This window comes from Actinomadura rifamycini DSM 43936, assembly GCF_000425065.1.
Classification (GTDB): domain Bacteria; phylum Actinomycetota; class Actinomycetes; order Streptosporangiales; family Streptosporangiaceae; genus Spirillospora; species Spirillospora rifamycini.
The window spans coordinates 41,160-64,592 of record NZ_AULB01000011.1 but is presented as its reverse complement, the minus strand read 5'-3'; the positions used below and the strand labels follow the sequence as shown (position 1 = coordinate 64,592).

The window sequence follows — 23,433 nt, the reverse complement described above, 5'->3', positions numbered from 1 at the left end:
GATGGCTGGAAACTACATTCTCGCCGCACGCAAATCAACCATCCAGTTTCGAGAACGGAGTGCCAGTACCGACTCCGCCCGACACTCCCGGCACCGCGGCCCCACGATCCGCCACCGGGACCCCGACCAGGGGGCTTTCCCGGTCTCACCGTTGGAGAGTAATGTTCTCGTATTCGGAAGGGAGATTTTCATGATCGAGACCCGGGCGCTCAGCCCGCACCTCGGCGTGCAGGTCACGGGCGTCGGCGACCTGCTCGACGACGCGCTGGTCGGCCGCTGCGACGAGGCGCTCAGGTGGCGCGGCGTGCTGCTCGTCCGCGGCCTGCACCTGGACGACGAAGCCCAGCTCGCGTTCTGCCGCAAGCTGGGACGGGTCGTGTCGCTGCGCGGCCGGGAGATCTTCACGGTGTCGCTCGACCCGTCCAGGAACCCCACCGCCGAGTACCTCAAGGGCACCTTCCACTGGCACCTGGACGGGACGACCGACCCGACCCCGGTCAGGACGACGGCGCTGACCGCCCGGCACGTGGCCATGACCGGCGGCGGCACGCAGTTCGCCAGCACCTACGCGGCCTACGAGAACCTCCCCGAGAAGCAGCGCGAACGCTACGACGGCCTGCGGGTGGTGCACAGCTTCGAGGCGGCGCAGCGGCGGGCGAACCCCGAGCCCACCGAGAAGGAGCCGGCGTCCTGGCGCCGCGTCCCCGCGCAGGAGACGCCGCTGGTCTGGAAGCGGCGGGACGGCCGCCGCTCGCTCGTGATCGGCGCGACGGCCGACCGCATCGTCGGCATCGACCCGGACGAGAGCACGGAGATCCTGGAGGAACTGCTCGACTGGTCCACCCGGGAGCGGTTCCGCTACACGCACGAGTGGGAGGTCGGCGACTTCGTCATGTGGGACAACACCGGCATGCTGCACCGCGCCCTGCCCTACGACCCGTCCTCGGAGCGGACGCTGCACCGCACCACGATCGTCGGCGACGAGGCGTTCGCGTGAGCGCCCCGGAGCAGGGCGCGGGCCGGGGCGCCGGGAGGACCGCCGTGGTCACCGGCGGCGGGTCCGGCATCGGCAAGGCCGTCTGCGAGCGGCTGGCCGCCGACGGCTACAACGTCGCCGCGCTGGACCTGAACCCGGCCACCGCCGCCTTCGGGCAGGCCGCCGACGTGACCGACCGGGCGCAGGTCGACAAGGCGCTCGCCGCCGTCCGGGAGCACTTCGGCCCGGTGACCGTGCTCGTCAACGCCGCCGGGCTGGACGGCTTCAAGCGGTTCGCCGACCTGTCGTTCGAGTCCTGGCGGCGCGTCATCGACGTGAACCTCAACGGGGTCTTCCACTGCGTGCAGGCCGTCCTGCCCGACATGACGGAGGCCGGCTGGGGGCGGATCGTCAACATCTCCTCGTCCAGCGCCCACTCCGGCCAGCAGTACATGGCGCACTACGTGTCGGCGAAGTCGGCCGTCAACGGCCTCACCAAGGCGCTCGCGCTGGAGCTGGGCCCGGCCGGGATCACCGTCAACGCGGTGCCGCCCGGCTTCATCGACACCCCGATGCTGCGCAAGGCCGAGGGCCGCGGCCTGCTCGGCGGGACCGTCGAAGAGCACATCGCGCGCACGCCCGTCCGCCGCGTCGGGCGTCCGGAGGACATCGCCGCGACCTGCGCGTTCCTCGTCTCCGAGGAGGCCGGCTACATCACCGGGCAGATCGTGGGCGTGAACGGGGGGCGGAACACGTGACGCGCCTGCCGCCGCTCCCCCGCGACATGTGGGACGCCGAGACCGTCGCGGCGTTCTCCCCGCGCGAGGGCCGGCTCCCGCCGCCCAACAACGCGCTCGACCTGCTGGCCCGGCATCCCGCGCTCGCGCGGGCGTTCATGCGGTACAACGCGTACACGCTGAACCGCTCGTCGCTGCCGGACACCGTCCGCGAGCTGGCCGTCCTGCGGATCGCGTGGCGCCGCCGCTGCCGCTACGAGTGGGCGCAGCACGTGGTGATCGCCCGGGAGGCCGGCGTCACCGAGGCGGAGATCGAGGAGGTGCGCTCCGGCGCGCCCACGCTGCTGAACCGGGTCGTGGACGAGCTGGACGAGCGGGCCGACCTCACCGACGAGACCTACCGGAAGATCGCGGCCGAGCTGGGCGACGACCGGCGGCTCATGGACCTGGTCTTCACGGTGGGCACCTACGGGCTCCTCGCCATGGTCTTCAACACCTTCCGGCTGCCGCTGGACGAGGGCATGTCCGACGAGGGCTTCGACGCGGCCTTCGGCGCGGAGACCTGACCCGGAACCGGTGAACGCGGTGGCGGCCGCCCCTCCCCGGGACGGCCGCCACCGCGTTCGCGCGCTCGGGGGTGTCACTGCGACTTGAGCTTGTCCTTCATGCCGTCGAGCTTCATCAGGACGGGGTAGCCGTCGACGCTGAGGGCGTTGCCGTGCCCGGTCTGGTGGGTGTCGAACACCGACTGGATCGCGGCGTAGAAGCCCTGCACGTCCAGGGTCTGGTTGACGGCCCGCTTCGCCTGCCGCAGCGCGAACGGGTGCATCTGCGCGATCTGCCCGGCCAGCTCCATCGCGGACGCCTCCAGCTCGCCGAGCGGCACGACCCTGTTGACCATGCCGACCTTCTCGGCCTCCGCGGCGGTGACCGCGCGGCCGGTGAACAGGATCTCCTTGGCCTTGCGCGGCCCGAGCTCCCAGGTGTGGCCGTGGTACTCCACGCCGCCGATGCCCATGTGGACGACCGGGTCGGAGAACTCGGCGTTCTCGGCCGCGACGATCAGGTCGCACGGCCAGCACAGCATCAGCCCGCCCGCGATGCACTTGCCCTGCACCGCCGCGATCGACGGCTTCGGGACGTTGCGCCAGCGCAGCGTGTACTCCAGGTACCGGCGCGACTCGACCGAGTAGATCCACTCCAGGGTGAGCTTCTCCGGGGCCCACTCGCGGTCCTTCAGGTCGTGCCCGGCGGAGAAGTGCCGCCCGTTCGCCTTCAGCACGATGACCCGGACGTCGTCGTCGGCCGCGGCCCGCGCCCACGCCGCGTCCAGGTCGTCCAGCAGCGCCCCGGTCTGCGCGTTGGCGGCCTCGGGCCGGTTCAGCGTGATGACCGCGACCTTGTCGGCGACCTCGTAGAGGATCTGGTCCATTGGCTCTCCTTACCTGGGCAGGCCGAGGACGCGCTCGGCGATGATGTTGCGCTGGATCTCGGACGTGCCGCCGGCGATCGTCCCGGCGAAGCTGCGGACGTACCGCTCGAACCAGCTGCAGGAGAACGCCTCGTTGCTCATGTGGTTGGGCGGCGACGTCCGCTCGGGATGCACGAGCCCCCCGGCGCCCCGCTCCTCCAGGGCGTGCAGGGACGCCTCCTGCACGGCCTCGGAGCCGAGCAGTTTCAGCACCGACAGCTCGGCGGGGTCGACCCTGTCGCCCAGGGCCCGGTACCCGAGCAGCCGGAGCGCCTGGAGGTCCATCTGGAGCGTGGCGTACCACTCCCGGTCGCTGGGCGCGTCCCGGACCAGGTCCTCCAGCCGCTCGGCGAAGCTGAGCCACAGCAGCGTCCGCTCGTGGCCCAGGGAGCCGTGCGCGACGCCCCAGCCCTTGTTCAGCGCGCCGATCAGGTTCTCCTTCGGCACCCGCACGTCGGTGAAGAAGACCTCGTTGAAGTCCAGGTCGGCGGGGTCGGCGATGGAGCCGAACGGCCGGCGCACCACGCCCGGCGCCCCGGTCGGGACGAGCAGGACGCTGATGCCCTTGTGCTTGGGGGCGTCCGGGTCGGTCCGGACGAACGTCAGCAGCACGTCGGCGTCGTGCGCGCCCGACGTCCACACCTTCTGCCCGTTGACGACGAACTCGTCGCCGTCGAGGACGGCGCGGGTCCGCAGGCCGGCCAGGTCCGACCCCGCGCCCGGCTCGCTCATGCCGAGCGCCGCGGTGATCTCGGCGCGCAGGATGGGCACGGCCCAGCGGCGCTTCTGCTCCTCGGTCCCGAACGTCAGGACGGACGCGGCGATGATGCCGACGCCCTGCGGGTTGAAGCTGTGGTAGATCCGCCGCCGCGACAGCTCCTCCAGGTGCGCGAGCTGCTGCGGGAGCGTCGCGTTCCGGCCGCCGAACTCGGGCGGGTTGCCCGGCAGGAGCCAGCCCGCGTCGAACAGCGTCCGCTGCCACCGCCGCGCCCACTCGGGGACGTCCGCGCTCGACTTCGACCGCGGCACGGCCTCGGCCGCCGTCGGCAGGTGCGCGTCGAGGAACGCGGAGAACTCGGCGCGGAACGCTTCGACCTCCGGATCGGAGCCCAACCTCATCGGAGCAACGCCCTCCTGTGCTCGGCCGCCGTTCCCAGCAGCAGGTCGCAGGCTTTCGCCCGCTTGAGATGGATCTGCAGCTCGTTCTCCCAGGTGAAGCCCATGGCCCCGTACAGCTGGAGGCCGTTGCGGAAGACGACCTGCTGGCATTCGCCGGCGGCGGCCTTGGCCATCGCCGCCGCACGGCCGCGGCGGGGGTCGTCCTCGGCGATCGTCAGGGCGGAGAAGTAGGCGAGCGCCCGGGCGCGCTCGATGGCGACGTGCATGTCGGCCGCCTTGTGCTTGACGGCCTGGAACGAGCCGATGGGCACGCCGAACTGGTGCCGGTCGCGGACGTGCGCGACGACCATGTCGAGGATGCGGCGGCAGCTCCCCACCGCGGTGATCGCCAGCCCCATCAGCGCGAGGTCGGGGACTCCGGCGACGAGGCGCGGCCCGTCCGGCCGGGGCGGCATGTGCGCCACGTGCAGGGTGGGGTCGAACGTGTCGACGCGCTCGGCGGCCGCGTCCGCGCCGTCCACGACGACGACGCCGTCCGCCGTCACCAGCGCGATCTCGTCCGCGCGGTCGGCGTCCAGGACGAACCGGCCGGTCCCGTCGCACACCGCCGTCCCCGTTCCCCGCGGCGGCCGCCCGGCGAGCGGGAGGAACCAGGTGGCGGTGGCGAGGAAGGGCGTCGGGTCGGCGGCGTACCCGAGTTCCTCCAGCACGATCGCCAGCTCTACCGGCGGGGCGTCCAGCCAGCCCAGCTCGCGGTGGGCCGCCCACAGCTCGTCTTCGGGACGCGACCGCGACTTGGCGACCGTTTCGCGGACCGTCTGCCGGAGCAGCCGCTGGTCCTCATCCAACTCGAACTCCATGCGCGCGAGAATAGCATTCTCGTTCTTTGTAAGTAAGAGTCTCATATTTCGCTTTACGCGAGTATCATCAGCGAGATGTCCGAGGTCGTGGAAGAACCCGCCTGGCGCCGACGCGCGGTCGAGCGCTCCACCCGAGCCGCCAAGCTGCGCGCCGAGCAGCGCGTGCAGCGCTTCCTCGACGCCGCGCAGGAGCTGATGGCGGAGAAGGGGACGACCGACTTCACGGTGCAGGAGGTCGTGGACCGCTCCCGGCAGTCGCTGCGCAGCTTCTACCAGCACTTCGACGGCAAGCACGAGCTGCTGCTGGCGCTGTTCGAGGACGCCCTCGCCGCCGGGGCGGCCGAGGTCCGGGAGGCCGCGGAGCGCCGGTGCGAGCCCCTGCCGCGGCTGCGGGCCGCGGTCGAGACCCTCTACGGGCAGTGCCGCCCGACGCCCGGGGAGAGCCGCCCGCTGTTCAGCGACTTCGCCCTGCGGCTCCTCGTCTCGCACCCGCCCCAGGTGGCGGCCGCGCACCGCCCGATGCTGGACGTCTTCACCGAGCTCGTCGAGGAGGCCGCCGCGGCGGGCGCCGTCCGTCCGGGCCGGCCGCGCCGCCAGGCGGCCCTGGTCATGCAGACGGTCATCTTCACCGCGCACAGCAGCGGCGGCGGCGACGGCTCCGCCGTCCCGATGACCGCACCGGAGATCTGGCAGTTCTGCCTGCGCGGCATCACGGCCCCCGCCGCGGACTAGCCGGGCCCGCCGCGACGGCGGCGGGCCCGGCACGGTCCGCGGGGGGTGCGGTCAGGCGGCTTGCTCCTCCGGCTGCGCCGCGGGCTCGCGCTCCGGACGCCAGAACGCGGCGAGCAGTCCCGCGGTCGCGGCGACCCCCACGCCGAGCGCGATGCCGCCGCCCGCCCAGCCGGTGACCTCGATGTCCGCGGCGGCGTCCACCGAGACCGTCCCGGGGCCGAGCGCCGCGAGCGCGACGCAGACGACGGCCAGGACCAGGACGTACTCGTAGCCGTCCTTGAACACGAAGAACCCGTTCGACCGGTGCGCGAGCAGCCCGGCGACGAGCATCACCGACACGATCGCCGCGCAGGCCAGCGGCGTCAGCAGGCCCAGGATCAGCAGCGCGCCCGCACCGATCTCGGTGAGCACGCTCAGCCACGCCTGGAGCGTCCCGCGGCGCAGCCCGAGGCCGCTGAACCAGCCCGCGGTGCCCGCGATGCGGCCGCCGCCGCGCCAGTGGTTGTACCCGTGGACGATCATCGTGGCGCCCACGACCAGCCGCACGGCCAGCAGGGCCGCGGCCTCGGCTTCCGGCATCTCATTCTCCCGTCGGGTCGGTGTCGGCTCCGGTCCCGGTTCCGGGGCCGTCGTCGGCGTCGGCGCGGAGTCGGGTGCGCGCCGACGCGCACTCCTCGGCGTACGCCAGCGCCTTCCAGTGGTAGGCGGCGGCGGCGTACCCGAGGCTCAGATTGTGGCCCCCGCCGGCCTGCTCGTCGACGGCGACGCGGGGCGATCCGCCGAACAGCCCCGCGACCTCGTCCAGCGCCGCCCGTCCGGGACGCCAGACGGTCTCGTGCTCGGCGAGGGTGTAGCGCACGGGGACCCGCACCCGGGCGGCCAGCCCGGGCAGGCGGGACGGCCAGGGAGGCACCACGTCCCCCTCGTAGGCGGGCGACCTGGCCTGCAGGTCCGGGTGGCCGATGACGTCGGGCGGGTACAGTTCGTCCGGTCCCCAGATGAGCCCGCGGATGCTCCGCGCCGCCGGGAGCCGCTTCCCGTCGCCGGGGGCGAGGATCCCGGCGGCCCGGTCGTGGTGCCGGACGCCGGTGCCGGAGAGCTCCAGCCCCAGCAGCGCGTCGCCCCGCTCGCAGGCGGCCATCCGCACGGCCAGCTCGCAACCGACCGAGTGCGCCAGCACGAACAGGCCCGCGCCGCGCGGGCGCGGCCCCAGCAGGGCGTCCACGGCCCGGTACGCGAGGTCGACCCGCCGCTCGGCGGGCGCCACCCGCTCCGCGTGCGGGGCGGACGCGCCGTAGCCGGGCCGGTCGAGCGCGATGACGGTGAAGCCGAGCGCGGCGCCCGTCCGCAGCAGCGACAGCCGGGGATGCCCGGGCGCGTCGAAGTAGGCGGTGCTCACCGCCCCGCCGTGCAGGGCGAGGACGGTCGCGCGCGGGTGCGGCACCGCCGCGATCCGCGCCGACATCGGCACGCCGCCGACGTCGGCGACGCGCGCCTCCACCGTGCCGCCGGTGCGGGCGCCGCCGTCGCGGGTGTCCGTGCGGGCGTCCGTGCGGGCCCGTTCGCCGAGCGTCATGCGTCCGTCCTGAGGAGCATCGCGCCGCCGGGGGTGAGGCCGCCGCTGCTCACCACGGCGACCCGGGCGCCCGGCACCTGCCGCTCGCCGCCGTCGCCGCGGAGCTGGACGACCGCCTCGTGGACCAGCCCCATCCCGTGCGTCCGGCCGTGCGAGAGCTGCCCGCCGTGCGTGTTCAGCGGGAGGACGCCGTCCCGGGCGATGTTCTTGCCGCCGTCGAGGAAGTCCTTCGCCTCGCCGATGCCGCAGAACCCCAGCGCCTCGATCCAGGAGAGGCAGTTGATCGTGAACCCGTCGTAGAGCTGCGCGACGTCCACGTCGGACGGCCGCAGCGTCGTGCGCGTCCACAGGTGGGCGGCGGGGCCGAGCACCTGCGGCTCGTGCGTGAGGGTGCTCTGGTCCCAGTCGATCCGCTCGGTGATCTGCGTGCCGACCGCCTCGACCAGGACGGGCGGCCGGGCGAGGTCCCGCGCGGCGTCCGCGGCCGACACGATCACGGCGACGGCGCCGTCGCAGGGCACGTCGCAGTCGTAGAGGCCGAACGGCGTCGTGATCGGCCGCGCCTCCAGGTAGTCGTCCATCGTCATCGGGGACCGGTAGATCGCCGTCGGGGTGAGGGCGGCGTTCGCGCGCTGGTTCAGCGCGATCCAGCCGAGGGTCTCGCGGGTCGTGCCGTACCGGTGGAAGTGCCGCTGGGCGTTCTGCGCGAGGGTGTGCGCCGCCGACGTCGCCCCGAACGGCGTCCGCCAGCTCGCGGCCCCCTCGACGCGGCCGCCGCCCGCGCCCGCGCCGCCGCGCCGCGCCAGCTCCCCGTGCGTGGTCTCCCACAGCGTCCGGAAGCACAGGACGTGCCGGGCGAGCCCGCCCGCGACCGCCAGCATCGCCGCGATCAGCGACCCGCCGGGACCGAACGTCTCGGCGCCGCCGTTGTACCAGGTCGGCCGCAGGCCCAGCGCGGCCTCCAGGGCGGTCACGCCGCCCTCGCCGAACCCGCCGAACGGGCCCGCGCCGGGGTAGGTGGCCAGGCCGTCGATGTCGTCCAGGGTCAGGCCCGCGTCGGCGACGGCGCGCTCGCACGCCTGCACGGTGAGGGACAGCGGGTCCGCCAGGAGCCGGCGGCCGAGTTCGGACGCGCCGATGCCGGTGAGGGCGGCCCTGTCCTCGAACTTGTCGGTGGTGAGCATCGGGCGGACGAGCGTCGCCATCCGCTCGGGCGGGACCTCGTCGGCGGGGAGGCCGACCGGCGGCCCCTGCTCGGCGGCGGGCCGGAAGAGCGGCAGCCACACGTCCTCGACGTGCTCGAACACGACCTCCATCCGCATGCCGAGGACCAGGTCGCCGGGGTCGCACCCGACGGCGTTGGTGGTGAGCCGCACGCGGGGGTCGTCCTCGAGCGCCACCTGCGCCACGACGTACGGCGCCGGGAGGCCCGGCAGGCCGAACCGGTGGTTGACGGTGAACCCGATGAGGGCGGCGCGGCCGGAGACCTCCCGCACGCCCAGCGCCGTCCCGCGGCAGTACCGGCACACCGGTTGCGGCGGGTGGATCAGCGCCGAGCACGCCTCGCACTCCTGCACGCGCAGGCGCCCGTCCGCGCCGGACGTCCAGAAGAACTCGTTCTCCGGGGTGAGCCGGGGCAGCGGGCGCCCCGCCCCGGCGGCCGCCTCTCCCCCGGTCGCGCTGCCGGTCGCGCTGCCGCCCACCGTGCCTCCTCACTCCATGGCGTCCGACGTCATGGGCTTCAGATGGATTGAATTATGGTTCATTTTCTTGGATCATCGTTGATCCTACTGATGGGAGGCTCATCTGTGAACAGCGAGGTGCGTGCGCCGTGAGGCGGCCGCGGAGCGTCGTCGTGGCGGGCGCGGGGGCGGCGGGCGTCGCCGCCGCCGAGACGCTGCGCCGCGAGGGCTTCGAGGGTCCGCTCGTCCTGCTCGGCGACGAGCCTGCGCCGCCCTACGACCGGCCCCCGCTGTCCAAGCAGGTGCTGACCGGCGCCTGGGAACCCGAGCGCACCGACCTGCGCGACGCGGACCACTTCGCCGGCCTGGACGTCCGGCTGGTGCGCGGCCGCGCGACGGGCCTCGACGTCGGGCGCGCGCTCGTCCGGGTCGAGGGCGCGCCCGACCTGCCGTACGACGGGCTGGTGATCGCCACCGGCCTGCGCCCGCGCCGCCTTCCGGAGTGCCGCGACCTGGCGGGCGTGCACGTCCTGCGGGACCGTTCGGACGCGCTTGCACTGCGGGCGGCGCTGCGGGACGCCCTGCGGGACGGGCGGCGGGCCGTCGTGGTCGGCGCCGGCTTCCTCGGCCTGGAGGTGGCGGCCGCGGCGCGCGGCATGGGCCTGGAGGTGACCGTCGCCGACCCGCTCCCGGTGCCGATGACGCGCCAGGTGGGGCCGCGCGTCGGCGCCGCCGTCGCCGCCCTGCACCGCGACCGCGGCGTGGACCTGCGGATGGGCGCGGGCGTCGAGGAGGCGGTGGCCGAGGACGGCCGGGTCGCGGCCGTGCGGCTGTCGGACGGGACGACCGTGCGGGCGGGCGTCGTGGTCGTCGCCGTCGGGGCGGAGCCCGCGGTGGGGTGGCTGCGCGGGTCCGGGCTGCCGCTCGGGGACGGCGTCGAGTGCGACGAGCACTGCCGCGCGGCGCCCGGGATCTACGCGGCGGGCGACGTCGCCTCGTGGCTCAACCCGAGGTACGGGCGCCGCATGCGCGTCGAGCACCGGACGAACGCCACCGACCAGGGCGCCGCGGCGGCGCACAACCTGCTGCACGGCGACGTGAAGCCGTTCGCCCCGCTCCCCTACTTCTGGAGCGACCAGTACGACGTGAAGATCCAGGCGCACGGCGTCTTCCCGGAGGGGAGCGACGTGACGATCGAGGAGGGGGCGGTGGAGGACGGGAGGTTCGTCGCGCTGTACCGGTCCGGCGGCGCGCTCACCGGCGTCCTCGGCTGGAACCTCCCCGCCCGCGTCATGCCCTACCGGAAGCGGCTGCTGGAGCGGTGACCGCGCCGGCGGGGCACGGCGGCGGGGAGGTCCGGGGCGTCAGCCCTTCGCGGCGGCCCCGGTCCCGGCGGGCGCGGCGCTCTCGGCGGCCCGCCCGCCGGCGGCACCGGGCTCCGCGCGGCGGCCCGGGATCGTCAGCGCGATCAGCGCGGAGACCAGCGCCGCGCCGCAGCCGATCAGCAGGCCGACGCGGAAGCCGTTCTCCGACGGCAGCGCGTGCCCGCCCAGGGAGACGGTCATCTCGGCCAGGACGACGCCGACGACCGCCGCCGCGACCGAGGTGCCGATGGACCGCATCAGCGTGTTGAAGCTGTTGGCCGAGGCGGTCTCCGAGTGCGGCACCGCGCCCATGATCAGCGCGGGCATGGCCCCGTAGGCGAACCCGACGCCGATGCTGATGATGCACGTGAACGCCACCACGCCCCAGGGCGAGCCCGTCATCAGCACCGAGCTGCCGTAGCCGGCGGCGATCACCAGCGCACCGGCGCAGAGGGTGACCTTGGGGCCGCGCGCGGCCGACAGCCGGGCGCCCAGCGGGGAGACCAGCATCATCATCAGGCCCGCGGGCGCCATCCACAGGCCGGCGGCCAGCATCGACTGGCCGAGCCCGTACCCGGTCGCCTCCGGGATCTGCAGCAGCTGCGGCCCGATCAGCGCCTGCGCGTACATCGCGAAGCCGATCATGACCGAGGCCAGGTTCGTCAGGAGCACCGGGCGGCGCGCGGTGACCCGCAGGTCGACGAGCGGGTCGCGGGTCCGCAGCTCCCAGGCGCCCCACAGCAGGAACAGGACGACCGCGGCCGCGAGGAGCCCGACGGTGGTGCCGCTCGTCCAGCCCCAGTCGCCGCCCTTGGAGACGCCGAGCAGGAAGCACACCAGCCCGGCGCCGAGGCCCACCGCGCCGACGGCGTCGATGCGCCCGCCGCCCCGCGCGGGGACGTCCGGGACGAGGAACCAGATCGTCACGGCCACCAGGAGGCTCAGCGCGGCCGAGCCCCAGAAGAGCGCGCGCCAGCTCGTGTTCTCGATCACCGCGGCGGAGAGCGGCAGCCCGAAGGCGCCGCCGATGCCCATCGACGAGCTCATCAGCGCGATCGCCGACCCCAGCCGCTCGGGCGGCAGCAGGTCGCGCAGCGCGCTGATGCCGAGCGGGATCATGCCCATGCCGACGCCCTGCAGCCCCCGCCCGACGATCATCGGGACCACGGAGCCGGACACCGCGCAGACGACCGACCCGGCGATGAGCGGGATCATCAGGATCAGCAGCATCCGCCGCTTGCCGTACAGGTCGCCGAGCTTCCCCGTCACCGGCATGGCGACCGCGCTGGCGAGCAGCGTCGCGGTGACCACCCAGGCCGCGTTGGACGCGGTCGTGCCGAGCAGCCGCGGCAGCTCCCCGATGAGCGGTACGACGAGCGTCTGCATCAGCGACGCGACGATGCCGGCCACGGCCAGCACGCCGACTATTCCCCCGGAGCGCCCCCGGGCCGTGGAGTCCTCCACGTTGCACACCCCATTTCCACACGATTCAGCGTGTGCAACCTACATACGATGTGCCCTATGCACAACTTGTGCATCATGCATATCGCTGTGGTAAGCATGCTGGCGTGCGGGAACGGCGCGGCGGGCACGGATTCCCGGCGAGCGCGCAGTGAGCGAGAGAAGGACGGCGTGGACAAGCCGACGGAACGGGTCGAGTTCGAGACGATGCTGCTCACGCGGCACACCCTCACGACGGTCCGGCGCGCCGGCCAGGAGACGGGCGGCCTCGAACGCAGCGCCTACATCCTGCTCAGCCGCATCCGGCTGGAGGGGCCGATGTCCATCCGGGAACTCAGCGAGGTCTTCCGGCTCGACCAGTCGACCCTGAACCGGCAGACGTCCGCCATGCTGCGCGCCGGGCTCGTGGAGCGCATCGCCGATCCCGGCGCCGGGATCGCGCGCAAGTTCCGCATCACCGACGAGGGCGCCCGCCGGCTCGACGACGAGCGCGACCGGATCGTCCGGGGCCTGGAGAAGGTGCTGCACGACTGGACGGCCGAGGAGGTCGAGGCGTTCGCCGGGTACCTCGAACGCTTCAACACCGACATCGAGCGCCTGTCCGGACGGACCTGGCCCCGCCCCTGACCCGTCCCCCGGGCACGCCGGAGGCCGGTGCGGCCGCCGCGCCGACGGTCGCACCGGCCCCGGTGCCCCGCTCCCGGAGGGGCCGCCGGGAGCGGACGGACATCAGTCGATCTTCGCCTGGGCCTTCCGGACGGTCACCGGCTCGGCGAGCCGCTGCTCGTCGCAGATGCGCTGCATCCGCTCGATCGTCTCGTCCAGCCCCGCCCCCAGCCGCTCGCCGGGAGTGAAGGTCGCGGGGAGCTTCCGCATCCCGTTGATGACGCCGATCGTGTCGTAGTGCACCGCGCCCTCGGGGTCGCACCGGTAGTCGGGCATCCGGTCGAGCACCTGGACCAGCATCCGCTTGAACACCGTGCGCGCGACGTTCGAGCCGATGCACCGGTGGATGCCGATCCCGAAGCTGCTGTGCCGGTTGTTCTTGCGGGAGAGGTCGATCGTGTTCGGCTCCGGGAACACCGCGGCGTCCCGGTTCGCCATGGCCCACGACAGCCAGAGCCGCTCGCCCTCCTTGAAGGAGGTCCCGGCGATCTCGCAGTCGGCGGAGATCGTGCGCCCGTCGCCCGGCGCGGGCGTGTAGTAGCGCAGGAACTCCTCGGTCGCCGAGTTGAGCAGCGTGTCGCGCTCGCGGCTGAGCCGCGCGCGCTCCTCCGGGTTCTCCGAGAGCCACTCCAGCGCGTGCGCGGTGAGCGCGGTCGTCGTGTCGAACCCCCCGCCGATGATCAGCCCGAGCGCCCCGACCTGGTCCTCGAACGGCGGGGCTTCCCCGTCGATCTCGATGCGGGCGATCTCGTCGATCAGCCCCGGCCGCGGATTCTGCTGGATCTCGAAGAACTGGCCGACGAGATGGCGCCCCATCTCCTTGTGCATCTCGGCGACCCGCTCCGCCTCCGGCGTGTTCGGCCGCGTGTAGACGGCGGCGTGCACCGGCTCGTTGTAGACGACCCAGTCCTTCATCGGGATGCCCATCATCCCCAGCGTGAGGACCGCCGGGACGACGTTGGCGAGATCGTCGACGAAGTCGATGCGGCCGCTCTCGATCCGCTCGTCGAGGCAGGCCCGCACCAGCTCGTCGATCACCGGGATCCACCGGTTGATCGCGGCCGGGGACAGGTACGGGTTCAGCGCCTGCCGGTAGTACCGCTGCGCGGGCGGGTCCATCTCCAGGAAGCCGCCGGTGCTGCCCCTCCCCCGTTCGGGCGGCGGGATGGAGATGCCCTGGTAGCCGCGCCGCTCGCCCTTGATGTCGTGGTCGTTCGACACGCGGTCGGCCGACCGGGCGAGTTCGAACACCTCGCGGTTGCCCGCGGCGACCCAGTGGCCCCCGTAGGTCTCCGTCCAGGCGATCGGGCACTTCTCGTGCATTTCCTCGGTGATCGCCTCGAACCGCCCGCGGTACTCCGGCGCGTGCCGGTCGAAATGGTACCGGTTCTGTTTACGGTCGTCGCCCGTGACGACGTCATCCGCACCCATATTGCCCTTCTCCAAAGTCACTCGAGGTCGGGGTCATCGCGGTGGGAGCCGGACACGGCGCCGTCAGTCGACGGAGATCGCACGCTCGGGGCACGAGTTGACGGCCTCGATGACCTGCGCCTCCTGGTCCGCCGGCACGTCCTCCCGCACGACGCACGAATGGCCGTCGACGTCGCGGAGTTCGAAGATCTCCGGGGCGATCATCGCGCAGAGCGTGTGGCCCTGGCACCGTTCCGAATCGACGCGCACCTTCACGCTCTTTCCTCCTGCCTTTCGTCCGGCCGTCGCTTATCAGACGTGGTAGTCGTGCCACTTCAGGTAGCCGCCCGCGTCCACCCGCATCTGCATCCCGGTCACGAACTTGGACTCGTCCGACGCGAGGAACAGGACCGTGTCGCTGATGTCGCCCGGCTCCACGTAGGAGACGGGGAACGCCTGCTGCACCGCGAACGCCGGCTCGGCGTCCGCGCGGGTCGGGTTCTCCAGGTCGGGGCGGAACGAGCGGTACATCGGTTCGCTCTGCAGCATCGGCGTGTTGCAGTTCGTCGGATGGATCACGTTGATGCGGATCTTGTGCGGCGCGAGGTTGCGCGCCAGCTCGTGCGCGTACTCCGACAGCGCCCGCTTCGTGAACGCGTAGCCCGCCCCGCCGGGGTTCGACCCGGGCGTCTGGACGATGCCGTGGTTCATCATCGCCGCCGCCGACCCGGTCGCGATGATCGACGCGCCCTCGCCGAGGTGCGGCAGCGCCACCTGGATCGCGTTGATCGTGCCGACCAGGTTCACGTTGACGACGTCCGTCCACGCCTGCAGCGGCGGGTTCCCGTGCAGCGGCGCGATGCCGGCCTGGGCGACGACGACGTCGAGCCGGCCCAGCTCGCGCACGCCCCGCTCCACCGCGTCCGCGAGCTGCGCGGCGTCCCGCACGTCCGCCTGCACCGCGACGGCGCGGCGGCCCGCGGCCTCGATCAGCCGCACCGTCTCCTTGAGGTCGTCCGGTCCGGCCAGCTTGTAGCCGACCGTCTCGATGTCCCGGCAGATGTCGACCGCGATGACGTCGGCGCCCTCTTCGGCCAGCCGGACGGCGTGGCTGCGTCCCTGCCCGCGCGCCGCGCCCGTGACGAACGCGACCTTCCCCTCGACACGTCCCATTGGTGTCGTCCCTTTCCTGCTCTGCCGCCCGTTCCGTCAACCGGCGGTGGAAGTTCCCGTCCGCTCGCCCGCGGCGGCGTCCAGCGCTCCGGCCAGCGCGTCCAGCCCCCCGCCCAGCGCGCCGAGATCCGCGCCGTGCCCGGCGGAGACCCGCCGGACGACGTCCATGTCCTTGCCGAGGAACCCGCCCACCGCCGCCGCGAACCGCGCGACCGACCCGCGGGCCGCGACGCCGGTGAGCGCCCGGCTCGACGCGCTGCCGTGCCCGAGCGCCTCGAGCAGCACGGACTCCTCGACGCCGAACGCCGCGCCGAGCCGGACCGCCTCGGCCAGCAGCCCGATCTGCGCGGCGAACAGCGCGTTGTTGAGCACTTCACCCGCTGGCCCGCGCCCAGCGCCCCGACGTGCAGGACCGGGTCGCCGTAGCAGCGCAGCGCGGGCCGGACCCGCGCCACGGCGTCGTCGTCGCCGCCCGCGAACACCGCGAGCCGCCCGGCCGCGATGTCGTGCGGGCCGCCGCTGACCGGCGCGTCCACGACCCGGACGCCGCGCGCGGCGGCGCGCCGGGCGACGGCCGCGGCCGTGTCCGGATCGCCGGTGGTGTGCAGGACGACGACCGATCCGCGCGGCATCCGGTCCGTCAGCGGCCCGCCGACGCACACTTCCCTGACCTGGTCGTCGTCGAAGACGCACACCAGGACGGCGGCCGCGCCCTCCCCGGCGGAGGCGGCGTCGGCTACGGGCTCGGCGCCGTCCGCGGCGAGCGCCGCGCGCGCCTCGGCCGTCCGGCCCAGCACGCGGACCTCGTGGCCGGCCCGGACGAGGCGGCCCACCATCGGGCGGCCCATCCGGCCGGCTCCGACGAATCCGAGGCGCATCGGCCGCTCCTGTTCGCGCGTGGTCGCCGCACGGGACGCGGCACGGCGGCCGGTCCGGACGACGTCGATCCCCGGCGGGGGTCTCAGGTGACCGCGACACTAGCCAGGCTCAACGGTTTGAGCAATAGGTCACCCTGATGAACAGTGATTCAAAGTCCTGACCCGGCTTGCATGAACGCCTCCCGGCGGCACGGTCCACAACCGGCACGGAAACCGCGTTGCAGCTGATCAGGGCACATTCTCGATCGCTACGAAAAGCGTTGGGCCACCGCTCCTCCGGGGTCGCCGGAAGGCACTGCGAGCGACCTCCGAGCACCCCGGCGGTGCCGTCCGGCACTGTTGACGGCCCGTCGGACGACTGCTTTCCTTCGCCGTGAGCGACCGCTCGTCCCAAGGCCCGCCTCCGACCCACCACAAGCCCGCACCCGCCAGCCGCACGCCCCCCCGGACGAGCGGCCACCGGACGAGCGGCCACCGGGCGACGGACGGCCGGCGTGCTACGGACGGCGGGTTACGGACGGCGGGCTACGGACGACGGACGGCGGGCTACGGACGACGGACGACGGGACGGACGACGGGCTACGGACTAGGAACCGCGGACGACGGACCCTGGGCCGCGGACCGCGGGCGACAGACCGCGGGCGGCGGGCAACAGGCGACGAGCGACAGGCGACGAGCGACAGGCGACGAGCGACAGGCGACGAGCGATGGGCACCGGGCGACAGGCGATGGGCGACAACCCGAGTCTGCAGTCGCAGCCCCCGTTCGTCCGAACGGACGGCGGCGCTCAGCAGGAGGTACGCACGCCAGCGGCCTCACGGCCAGCGCCGGGGAGCCGCCCCCGCACCACGTCCGAGAGAACGCCCGTCCGAGACACCACCGCCCGTAAGAAACACCGTCCGACGCACCGCTCGAAACACCACCGGCGCGAAAAACCACCATCCAAAACACCACCACCCCGGCAGAAGACCGCCACCCAAAACACGACCACCCGAACAGCACCACCCGAAACGCGGCCCCCCGAAACGCGGCCACCCGAGACACCACGACCCGAGACACCGCCGCCCGAAAACGCCGTCCGAGACACCACCACCCAGACACCACCACCCACCACCACCCACCACCACCCAAGACACCACCACCCGAAGCACTACCGCCCGAAAGACCACCGCCCGAAAGACCACCGCCCGAGAGAACGTCGTCTGAGAGAACGTCGTCTGAGAGAACGTCGTTTGAGGAGGAGCGCCGATGAGCGGACCGACAGTGACCCCACCGCCCGGGACATCGTCCGGGAGCGCGCCCGCGGCGAAGGCGCGCGTCGGCTTCGTCGGGCTGGGCAGCCAGGGCGCGCCCATGGCCCGCCGGATCGTCGAGGCCGGGCATCCGACCACGCTGTGGGCGCGCCGCCCGGACTCCCTCGCCCCGTTCGCGGACACCGCCGCGGCGACCGCCGCCTCCCCCGCGGCGATGGCGGCCGACTGCGACGTCGCCTGCGTCTGCGTGGTCGACGACGCGGGCGTTGAGGAGGTCGTCGCCGGTGCGGACGGGATCCTGGCCGGGCTCGCCGAAGGCGGAGTGATCGTCGTGCACAGCACGGTGCATCCCGACACCTGCCGGCGCCTCGCCGACCTCGCCGCCGCTCGGCGCGTCGCCGTGGTGGACGCGCCGGTCAGCGGGGGCGGGCCCGCGGCGGCCGAGGGGCGGCTGCTGGTGATGGCGGGGGGCGACGACGACGCCGTCGAGCGGTGCCGCCCGGTGTTCGCGACGTACGCCGACCCGATCGTCCACCTCGGCCCGCTCGGGTCCGGGCAGCTCACCAAGCTGCTGAACAACGTGCTGTTCACCGCGAACCTCGCGACCGCCGCGGGCGCGCTCTCGCTGGGGCGGTCGCTGGGCGTCGACCCGGCCCGCCTCGCGGAGGTCGTCGCGCACGGCAGCGGGGCCAGCTTCGCACTGGAACGGGTCGCGGCGGCGGGCGGCACGCTCGACCCGCTGGCGACCCGCGCGGGCGCGCTGCTGCAGAAGGACGCGCGGCTGCTGGCGGCCGTCGCGGAGGCGGCGGACGTTCCCGCGGGCCCGGTCCTGCGGGCGGCGGACGACGCGCTCGACCTGATGGACCACCGCAGGTGAGCGCCCTCCCGGGTGCCCTTCGGCCGTCCGCCGGGGCCTGGTCGCCGGCGTCTGCGCGGGCGCGTTCGCCCACGGCCAAGCGCGCGGTCCACGCCGCCGGGGCGCGTGGCGTCCCTGTGCACCGGCGCGTTCGCGCTCGCCGCCGCCGGCCTGGATCTTCTCCGAGACGGTCCGCACGAGGGTGTTGACGTTGACGCGAGTCCGGTATTGACCATCTCTGCTAGCGAGATTAACGTTCTCGCTAGCAGAGAGTGAGGTGGCCGCACATGCCGGAGACGCCGCAGGACGGACCGGGCGTCCCGCCCGCGGACGGGCGGGACGAGCGAGCCCGGTACCGGGTCGTCCAGTGGGCCACCGGGAACATCGGCACGCGAGCGCTGCGGGCGGTGATCGAGCATCCGACCCTGTCCCTGGCCGGAGCGTACGTGCACTCCCCGGCCAAGGCGGGGAAGGACGCCGGGGAGCTGTGCGGCGCCGGCCCGACCGGCGTCACCGCCACCCGCGACGTCGGCGAGGTCCTGGCCCTGCGCCCCGACTGCGTCCTCTACATGCCGGCCGCCTGCGATATCGACACCGTCTGCCGGCTGCTGGAGGCGGGCGCGAACATCGTCACGACGCGCGGCGAGTTCCACCGCCCGGACGGCATGGACCCCGACGTCCGCAAGCGGGTCGAGGCGGCGTGCGAGCGGGGCGGCGCCTCGATCCACAGCACCGGCAGCAGCCCCGGGTTCATCACCGAGGCCGTGCCGCTGGTGCTCACGTCGATCCAGCGGCGGCTCGACCGGCTCACGATCAGCGAGTTCGCCGACCTCTCCCGGCGCGACTCCCCCGGGCTGCTGTTCGACGTGATGGGCTTCGGCCGCCCGCCCGCCGACCTGGACGAGCGCCGCCTGAACCACGGCCGCGTCAGCTTCGGCCCGTCCCTGGCGCTCGTCGCCGACGCGCTCGGGCTGCCGCTGGACTCGATCGAGGCGTCCGGCGAGGTCGCGACCGCGCCGCGCACGGTCCGCATCGCCGCGGGCGAGATCGCGGCCGGGACCGTCGCCGCGCAGCGCATCACGGTCTCCGGCATCCGCGGCGGGCGCGCCCTGCTGCGCTTCCGCGCGACCTGGTACTGCACCGCCGAACTCGACGCGGACTGGGACGTCCGCGCCACCGGCTGGCACGTCGCGGTGGAGGGCGACGCGCCGCTGGACGTCGACCTGCGGTTCCCCGTCCCCCTCGACCGGATGGCCGCGACCACCCCCGGCTACACCGCCCACCGCGCGGTCAACGCGGTCCCGTTCGTCTGCGCCGCCGAGCCCGGCATCCGCACCACCGCCGACCTGCCGCAGATCGTCGCCGCGCTCGGCTGAGCGCGTCCGTCCCCCGTCCGGCCAGCGAGCACGAGGAGCGAGCCGTTGAGCGTCACCGACGCGAACCCGTCCCTTTTCGACCGGGGTCTGGCGACCCGCCGGGAGGTGCTCGGCGCCGAGCACGTGGAGCGCTCCATGGACGGGGCGAGCGAGTTCTCCCGGCCCGTCCAGGAACTGGTCACCGAATTCTGCTGGGGCGCGGTGTGGACCCGCGACGGCCTCGACCGGCGCACCCGCAGCCTCATCAACCTCGGGACGCTGACGGCGCTGGGCCGCGACCACGAACTCGCCGTGCACGTCCGCGCGGCGGTCACCAACGGCTGCACGGTCGCCGAGATACGCGAGGCGCTGCTCCAGACGACGGTGTACTGCGGCGTCCCGGCGGCGACGAACGCGTTCCGCATCGCCGAGCGGGTGCTCCGGGAACTGGGCGAACTCCCGGACGGGCCCGCCGGCGCGGGGACGGCGGAGCGATGAGCGGGCGCGCGCCGATCCGGACGGTCGGGTTCGTCGGCCTCGGCAACATGGGGCGGCCGATGTCCCGGCGGCTGGCGGAGGCCGGGCTGCGGGTCCGGGCCCACGACCCCGTGCCGCCCGGCGGGGACCTCCCGGACGGCCTCGTGCTCGCGGCGTCGCCCGCCGACGCGGCGCGCGGCGCCGACGCCGTCGTGCTCATGCTGCCGAACAGCGACATCGTCGAGGGCGTCGCGGACGGCCTGCTCGACACGCTCGAGCCCGGCGCGGCGCTGGTCGACATGGGGTCGAGCCGCCCCCTGTCCACGCAGAAGCTCGCGGCCCGCGCGGCCGAGCGCGGCGTCGGGTTCGTGGACGCCCCCGTGTCCGGCGGGGTGAAGGGCGCCGAGGGCGGGACGCTCACCGTCATGGCCGGGGGCGCCGCCGCCGACGTCGCACGCGTCCGCCCGGTCCTGGACGTGCTGGGCCGCGCCGTCGTCCACGCCGGGGACGTCGGGGCCGGGCACGCGCTGAAGGCGTTCAACAACCTGCTGTCGGCCTCCCACCTGCTGGCGACCGCCGAGATCATGCGGGCGGGCGGCCGCTTCGGGCTGGACCCGGCGGTCATGATCGAGGCGATCAACGCGTCGAGCGGCCGCTGCGCCTCCACCGAGGTCAAGTGGCCGGAGTTCGTGCTCACCGACCGCTACGACTCCGGGTTCGGGCTGTCGCTGATGCTCAAGGACATGCGGATCGCGGCCGAGCTGGCGGAGGCGCAGGGCGAGCCGCTGGCGCTGGGGCGGGCCGCCGTGGACCTGTGGGCGGCGGCCGCCGAGGACCTCGGCCCGGACGCCGACCAGACCGACATCGCCCGGTGGCGGGGCCGCGGCTGACCGCCGGGCCGACACGGCGGGCGTCCGCGGGCGGGACCGCACCACCGGGACGGCGCGACCGGGATCCCACGATCGGGATCGCACGATAACGTCGGGGCCGTGCGGCTTCATGTGGGATGCGCGATGTGGAACCTCGCCCCGTGGCAGGGGCGCTACGTGCCCCGCTCGCTGCCCGCCGACGAGCGCCTGCGCGCGTACGCGTCGTGGTGCAACGCGGTCGAGGGCAACACGACGTTCTACGCGACCCCGTCGCGGGACGCGGTCGAGTCGTGGGCGCGGCAGACGTCCCCCGACTTCCGGTTCGTGGTGAAGCTGCCCAAACCCGTCACCCACGGGAGCCGCCTGGCGGGCGCCGACGACGAGCTGCGCGCGTTCCTGCACGCGATCGAACCGCTCGGGCCGCGCGCCCACGCGCTGTGGGTGCAGCTCCCCGGCTCGTTCGGGCCCGGCGACGTCGGGACGCTCGTCCGGTTCCTGCGGCGGCTGCCCTCCTCGCACCGGTACGCGGTCGAGGTGCGGCACCGCGCGTTCTTCGAGGAGCCCCGGGCGGCGGCCCTCCTGGAGCGCGCGCTCGCCGAGACGGGCGCCGAATGGGTCCCGTTCGACACCACCACGCTGTTCCGGAGCCCGCCGACCAGCGACGCCGAACGGGACGCGTGGCTGAAGAAGCCGCGGATGCCCCGGCGCGCCGCGGCGCTCACCGGGCGCCCGATCGTCCGCTACCTCGGCCGCGACGACGCCGACCGCACCGTCGAGGGGTGGCAGGGCTGGGTCGCGACGGTCGCCGGCTGGCTCCGCGAGGGCCGCACGCCGACCGTGTTCGTCCACACGCCGGACAACGCCGAGGCGCCCGAACTCGCCCGCCGCTTCCACGACGACGTGCGGGCGCGGGTGCCCGAGCTCGAGCCGCTGCCGGAACCGGAGCCCGTCGGGCCGCCGACCCTCTTCTGAGCCGCCGGTCAGCCGCGGGCGCGCGCGAGGGAGTCGGCGATCTCCTTGTCGGCGACCTCCCGGTCCTGCCAGCCGCGGACGTCGGAACTCTTGCCCGGTTCGAGGCTCTTGTAGATGTCGAAGAAGTGGCCGATCTCGTCGAGGGTGTGCGCGTGCACGTCCCGCAGGTCGCGGATGCCCTCGTAGCGGACGTCCCGGGCCGGGACGCCGAGGATCTTCGCGTCCGGCCCCTTCTCGTCCAGCATCCAGAAGACGCCGATGCTGCGGACGGTCACCTGGCAACCGGGGAAGGTCGGCTCCTCCAGCAGCACCATGATGTCGAGGGGGTCGCCGTCCTTCGCCACCGTGCCGGGGATGTAGCCGTAGTCCACCGGGTACTGCGTGGAGGTGAACAGCATGCGGTCCAACCGGATCCGCCCGAGCCGGTGATCCATCTCGTACTTGTTCCGCGACCCCCGCGGAATCTCGACGATCATCTCGGTCTCCATCGGTTCCCCCTCGCGACGCGCGTCCCTCTCCGGGGGTTCGCCGCTGAGAACGTCCCGAAACCGGTTCGGTCACGCCGATCCGCCGGTGAACGCGGCGGCCGTCCGGGCGGCGAGACCGCGCAGCCAGACGTGCGCGGCGTCGTGCGTGTGCACGGGGTGCCACCACAGCGCCTCCTGGACGGGCACCGCCTCGAACGGGCACGGCAGCGCGCGGACGGCGGCGACCGGCGCGAGGAGCTCGGCGAGCCGGCGCTGGATCAGCGCGAGCCGGCGGGTCCCCGCGACGAGCGACGGCATCAGCTGGAAGCTCTGCACCGACACCTCCACCCGCGGTTCCAGGCCGAGCATGCCGAGCTGCCGCGCCGCCGGCGCGTCGTGGGGGCGCTGGTACACGACCCACGGCAGGCGCGCGAGGTCGTCCAGGGTCAGCTCGTCGCCGATCTCGGGATGGTCGGCGGCGACGAGGCACACCCACTCGTCCCGGTACAGCTCGACGGTGGGGAAACCGCTGATCACGCCGTGCGGCATGAGCACGCCGTCCACCGCGCTGAGCAGCGCGTCGGTGTTGTCGCCGATCTCCGGGCCGACCTGCCGGAACGTCAGCCGCACCCCGGGCGCCGCGGCGTGCACGGCGCGCGCCAGCGCGGCACCGAACACCGCCACCGCGTAGTCGGACGCCATGATCGTGAACTCCCGGCGCTCGGACGCGGGATCGAACTCGGCGCGGCTGGTGAACAGCCGCTCCAGCAGCACGCACGCGTTGGCCGCGGGCGCCTCCAGGGCCGCGCCGAGCGGCGTCGGGTCGTAGCCGTTGCCGTTCCGGACCAGCAGCTCGTCGCCGAAGTGGCGGCGCAGCCGGGCGAGCGCGGCGCTGGTCGCGGGCTGGCTCAGCCCGATGCGCCGCCCCGCCCGGGTGACGTTGCGCTCCTCCAGGAGGGCGCGCAGCGCCACCAGCAGATTCAGGTCGAGGCTGGCCAGGTTCACGGCGGGACGCCTCCATTCACTCCATGGATGCCGGGCATCTGGGGAATCGATTTCCCAGATCTCCCCTGGTGCTC

The 23,433-nt window shown here is 73.8% G+C and carries 24 protein-coding genes and 1 pseudogene; 11 read left to right on the top strand and 14 right to left on the bottom strand.

What is annotated here, in order from left to right; all coding sequences use genetic code 11:
- The first annotated feature begins 190 nt into the window (after positions 1-190).
- From H505_RS0110635 to H505_RS0110625, 3 genes are read left to right on the top strand one after another with little or no spacing between them, the layout of a single operon-like run.
- A complete protein-coding gene (locus tag H505_RS0110635) occupies positions 191-997 on the top strand; it encodes a TauD/TfdA dioxygenase family protein (RefSeq protein ID WP_026401960.1) in 807 nt (268 codons plus the stop codon).
- Complete coding sequence (locus tag H505_RS0110630) at positions 994-1,734, top strand: SDR family NAD(P)-dependent oxidoreductase (protein ID WP_051300526.1); 741 nt, start codon at positions 994-996, stop codon at positions 1,732-1,734. The genes H505_RS0110635 and H505_RS0110630 overlap by 4 nt, the downstream gene beginning before the upstream one ends.
- Positions 1,731-2,279 (top strand): carboxymuconolactone decarboxylase family protein, encoded by a 549-nt coding sequence (locus H505_RS0110625; protein ID WP_026401958.1) that lies wholly within the window; start codon positions 1,731-1,733, stop codon positions 2,277-2,279. Before H505_RS0110630 ends, H505_RS0110625 begins: the two co-directional genes overlap by 4 nt.
- A gap of 74 nt (positions 2,280-2,353) precedes the next feature.
- Here H505_RS0110625 and H505_RS0110620 read toward each other — a convergent pair whose 3' ends face one another.
- From H505_RS0110620 to H505_RS0110610, 3 genes are read right to left on the bottom strand one after another with little or no spacing between them, the layout of a single operon-like run.
- Complete coding sequence (locus tag H505_RS0110620; protein ID WP_026401957.1) at positions 2,354-3,145, bottom strand: enoyl-CoA hydratase; 792 nt, start codon at positions 3,143-3,145, stop codon at positions 2,354-2,356.
- Positions 3,146-3,154: 9 nt separating this feature from the next.
- Positions 3,155-4,303 carry an acyl-CoA dehydrogenase family protein gene (locus H505_RS0110615; protein ID WP_026401956.1) on the bottom strand — a complete coding sequence of 383 codons (1,149 nt, stop codon included), beginning with the start codon at positions 4,301-4,303 and terminating at the stop codon, positions 3,155-3,157.
- Positions 4,300-5,163: an acyl-CoA dehydrogenase family protein gene (locus H505_RS0110610; RefSeq protein ID WP_026401955.1), complete on the bottom strand. Its 864-nt coding sequence runs from the start codon at positions 5,161-5,163 to the stop codon at positions 4,300-4,302. The genes H505_RS0110615 and H505_RS0110610 overlap by 4 nt, the downstream gene beginning before the upstream one ends.
- 75 nt (positions 5,164-5,238) lie before the next feature.
- On the opposite strand from H505_RS0110610, the gene H505_RS0110605 reads away from it, so the two are divergent.
- Positions 5,239-5,895, top strand: a complete 657-nt coding sequence (locus H505_RS0110605; RefSeq protein WP_034517524.1) for a TetR/AcrR family transcriptional regulator — start codon at positions 5,239-5,241, stop codon at positions 5,893-5,895.
- Between the two features lie 51 nt (positions 5,896-5,946).
- Here the strand turns inward: H505_RS0110605 and H505_RS0110600 are convergent, their stop codons facing one another.
- The 3 genes from H505_RS0110600 to H505_RS0110590 are packed head-to-tail and all read right to left on the bottom strand — an operon-like array spanning position 5,947 to position 9,174.
- Positions 5,947-6,474, bottom strand: a complete 528-nt coding sequence (locus H505_RS0110600; protein ID WP_026401953.1) for a DoxX family protein — start codon at positions 6,472-6,474, stop codon at positions 5,947-5,949.
- A 1-nt stretch (position 6,475) separates the two neighbouring features.
- A complete protein-coding gene (locus H505_RS41135; protein WP_051300525.1) occupies positions 6,476-7,471 on the bottom strand; it encodes an alpha/beta hydrolase in 996 nt (331 codons plus the stop codon).
- On the bottom strand, positions 7,468-9,174 hold the full coding sequence (locus tag H505_RS0110590) for a thiolase C-terminal domain-containing protein (RefSeq protein WP_051300524.1): 1,707 nt from the start codon (positions 9,172-9,174) through the stop codon (positions 7,468-7,470). The genes H505_RS41135 and H505_RS0110590 overlap by 4 nt, the downstream gene beginning before the upstream one ends.
- 128 nt (positions 9,175-9,302) lie before the next feature.
- On the opposite strand from H505_RS0110590, the gene H505_RS0110585 reads away from it, so the two are divergent.
- Positions 9,303-10,478 carry an NAD(P)/FAD-dependent oxidoreductase gene (locus H505_RS0110585; protein WP_026401951.1) on the top strand — a complete coding sequence of 392 codons (1,176 nt, stop codon included), beginning with the start codon at positions 9,303-9,305 and terminating at the stop codon, positions 10,476-10,478.
- A gap of 39 nt (positions 10,479-10,517) precedes the next feature.
- On the opposite strand, the gene H505_RS41130 is transcribed toward H505_RS0110585, so the two are convergent.
- Complete coding sequence (locus H505_RS41130; RefSeq protein WP_245592483.1) at positions 10,518-11,936, bottom strand: MFS transporter; 1,419 nt, start codon at positions 11,934-11,936, stop codon at positions 10,518-10,520.
- Between the two features lie 213 nt (positions 11,937-12,149).
- Here H505_RS41130 and H505_RS0110575 point away from each other — a divergent pair, with 213 nt between their 5' ends.
- Positions 12,150-12,605, top strand: coding sequence for a MarR family winged helix-turn-helix transcriptional regulator (locus H505_RS0110575; RefSeq protein ID WP_026401950.1), 456 nt, complete (start codon positions 12,150-12,152; stop codon positions 12,603-12,605).
- Positions 12,606-12,707: 102 nt separating this feature from the next.
- Here H505_RS0110575 and H505_RS0110570 read toward each other — a convergent pair whose 3' ends face one another.
- The 5 genes and pseudogenes from H505_RS0110570 to H505_RS52675 form a co-directional block, all read right to left on the bottom strand.
- A complete protein-coding gene (locus H505_RS0110570) occupies positions 12,708-14,075 on the bottom strand; it encodes a cytochrome P450 (RefSeq protein WP_026401949.1) in 1,368 nt (455 codons plus the stop codon).
- Between the two features lie 63 nt (positions 14,076-14,138).
- Entirely contained in the window at positions 14,139-14,324 is a 186-nt protein-coding gene (locus H505_RS0110565; protein WP_199747879.1) for a ferredoxin, read from the bottom strand.
- 42 nt (positions 14,325-14,366) lie between these two features.
- Positions 14,367-15,227: a mycofactocin-coupled SDR family oxidoreductase gene (locus tag H505_RS0110560; RefSeq protein WP_026401947.1), complete on the bottom strand. Its 861-nt coding sequence runs from the start codon at positions 15,225-15,227 to the stop codon at positions 14,367-14,369.
- Between the two features lie 36 nt (positions 15,228-15,263).
- On the bottom strand, positions 15,264-15,656 hold the full coding sequence (locus H505_RS50970; RefSeq protein WP_281173432.1) for an NAD-binding protein: 393 nt from the start codon (positions 15,654-15,656) through the stop codon (positions 15,264-15,266).
- 29 nt (positions 15,657-15,685) lie between these two features.
- A pseudogene (locus tag H505_RS52675) lies at positions 15,686-16,063 on the bottom strand (NAD(P)-binding domain-containing protein); the annotation flags it as partial.
- 1,290 nt (positions 16,064-17,353) lie between these two features.
- Between H505_RS52675 and H505_RS0110550 the strand changes: the two are divergent.
- The 5 genes from H505_RS0110550 (at position 17,354) to H505_RS0110530 (ending at position 21,887) form a co-directional block, all read left to right on the top strand.
- Positions 17,354-18,235 carry an NAD(P)-dependent oxidoreductase gene (locus tag H505_RS0110550; protein WP_084550088.1) on the top strand — a complete coding sequence of 294 codons (882 nt, stop codon included), beginning with the start codon at positions 17,354-17,356 and terminating at the stop codon, positions 18,233-18,235.
- A gap of 266 nt (positions 18,236-18,501) precedes the next feature.
- Positions 18,502-19,590 carry an NAD(P)H-dependent amine dehydrogenase family protein gene (locus H505_RS41120; protein ID WP_157432961.1) on the top strand — a complete coding sequence of 363 codons (1,089 nt, stop codon included), beginning with the start codon at positions 18,502-18,504 and terminating at the stop codon, positions 19,588-19,590.
- Between the two features lie 45 nt (positions 19,591-19,635).
- On the top strand, positions 19,636-20,067 hold the full coding sequence (locus H505_RS0110540; protein ID WP_026401945.1) for a carboxymuconolactone decarboxylase family protein: 432 nt from the start codon (positions 19,636-19,638) through the stop codon (positions 20,065-20,067).
- A complete protein-coding gene (locus H505_RS0110535; protein ID WP_026401944.1) occupies positions 20,064-20,936 on the top strand; it encodes an NAD(P)-dependent oxidoreductase in 873 nt (290 codons plus the stop codon). Before H505_RS0110540 ends, H505_RS0110535 begins: the two co-directional genes overlap by 4 nt.
- Before the next feature lie 99 nt (positions 20,937-21,035).
- Complete coding sequence (locus H505_RS0110530) at positions 21,036-21,887, top strand: DUF72 domain-containing protein (RefSeq protein ID WP_034517522.1); 852 nt, start codon at positions 21,036-21,038, stop codon at positions 21,885-21,887.
- 8 nt (positions 21,888-21,895) lie between these two features.
- Here H505_RS0110530 and H505_RS0110525 read toward each other — a convergent pair whose 3' ends face one another.
- Positions 21,896-22,375, bottom strand: coding sequence for an inorganic diphosphatase (locus tag H505_RS0110525; RefSeq protein ID WP_026401942.1), 480 nt, complete (start codon positions 22,373-22,375; stop codon positions 21,896-21,898).
- 69 nt (positions 22,376-22,444) lie between these two features.
- The gene (locus tag H505_RS0110520) at positions 22,445-23,359 is read right to left on the bottom strand and encodes a LysR family transcriptional regulator (protein ID WP_026401941.1); all 915 of its coding nucleotides are present in this window, start codon (positions 23,357-23,359) and stop codon (positions 22,445-22,447) included.
- Between the last annotated feature and the right edge of the window lie 74 nt (positions 23,360-23,433).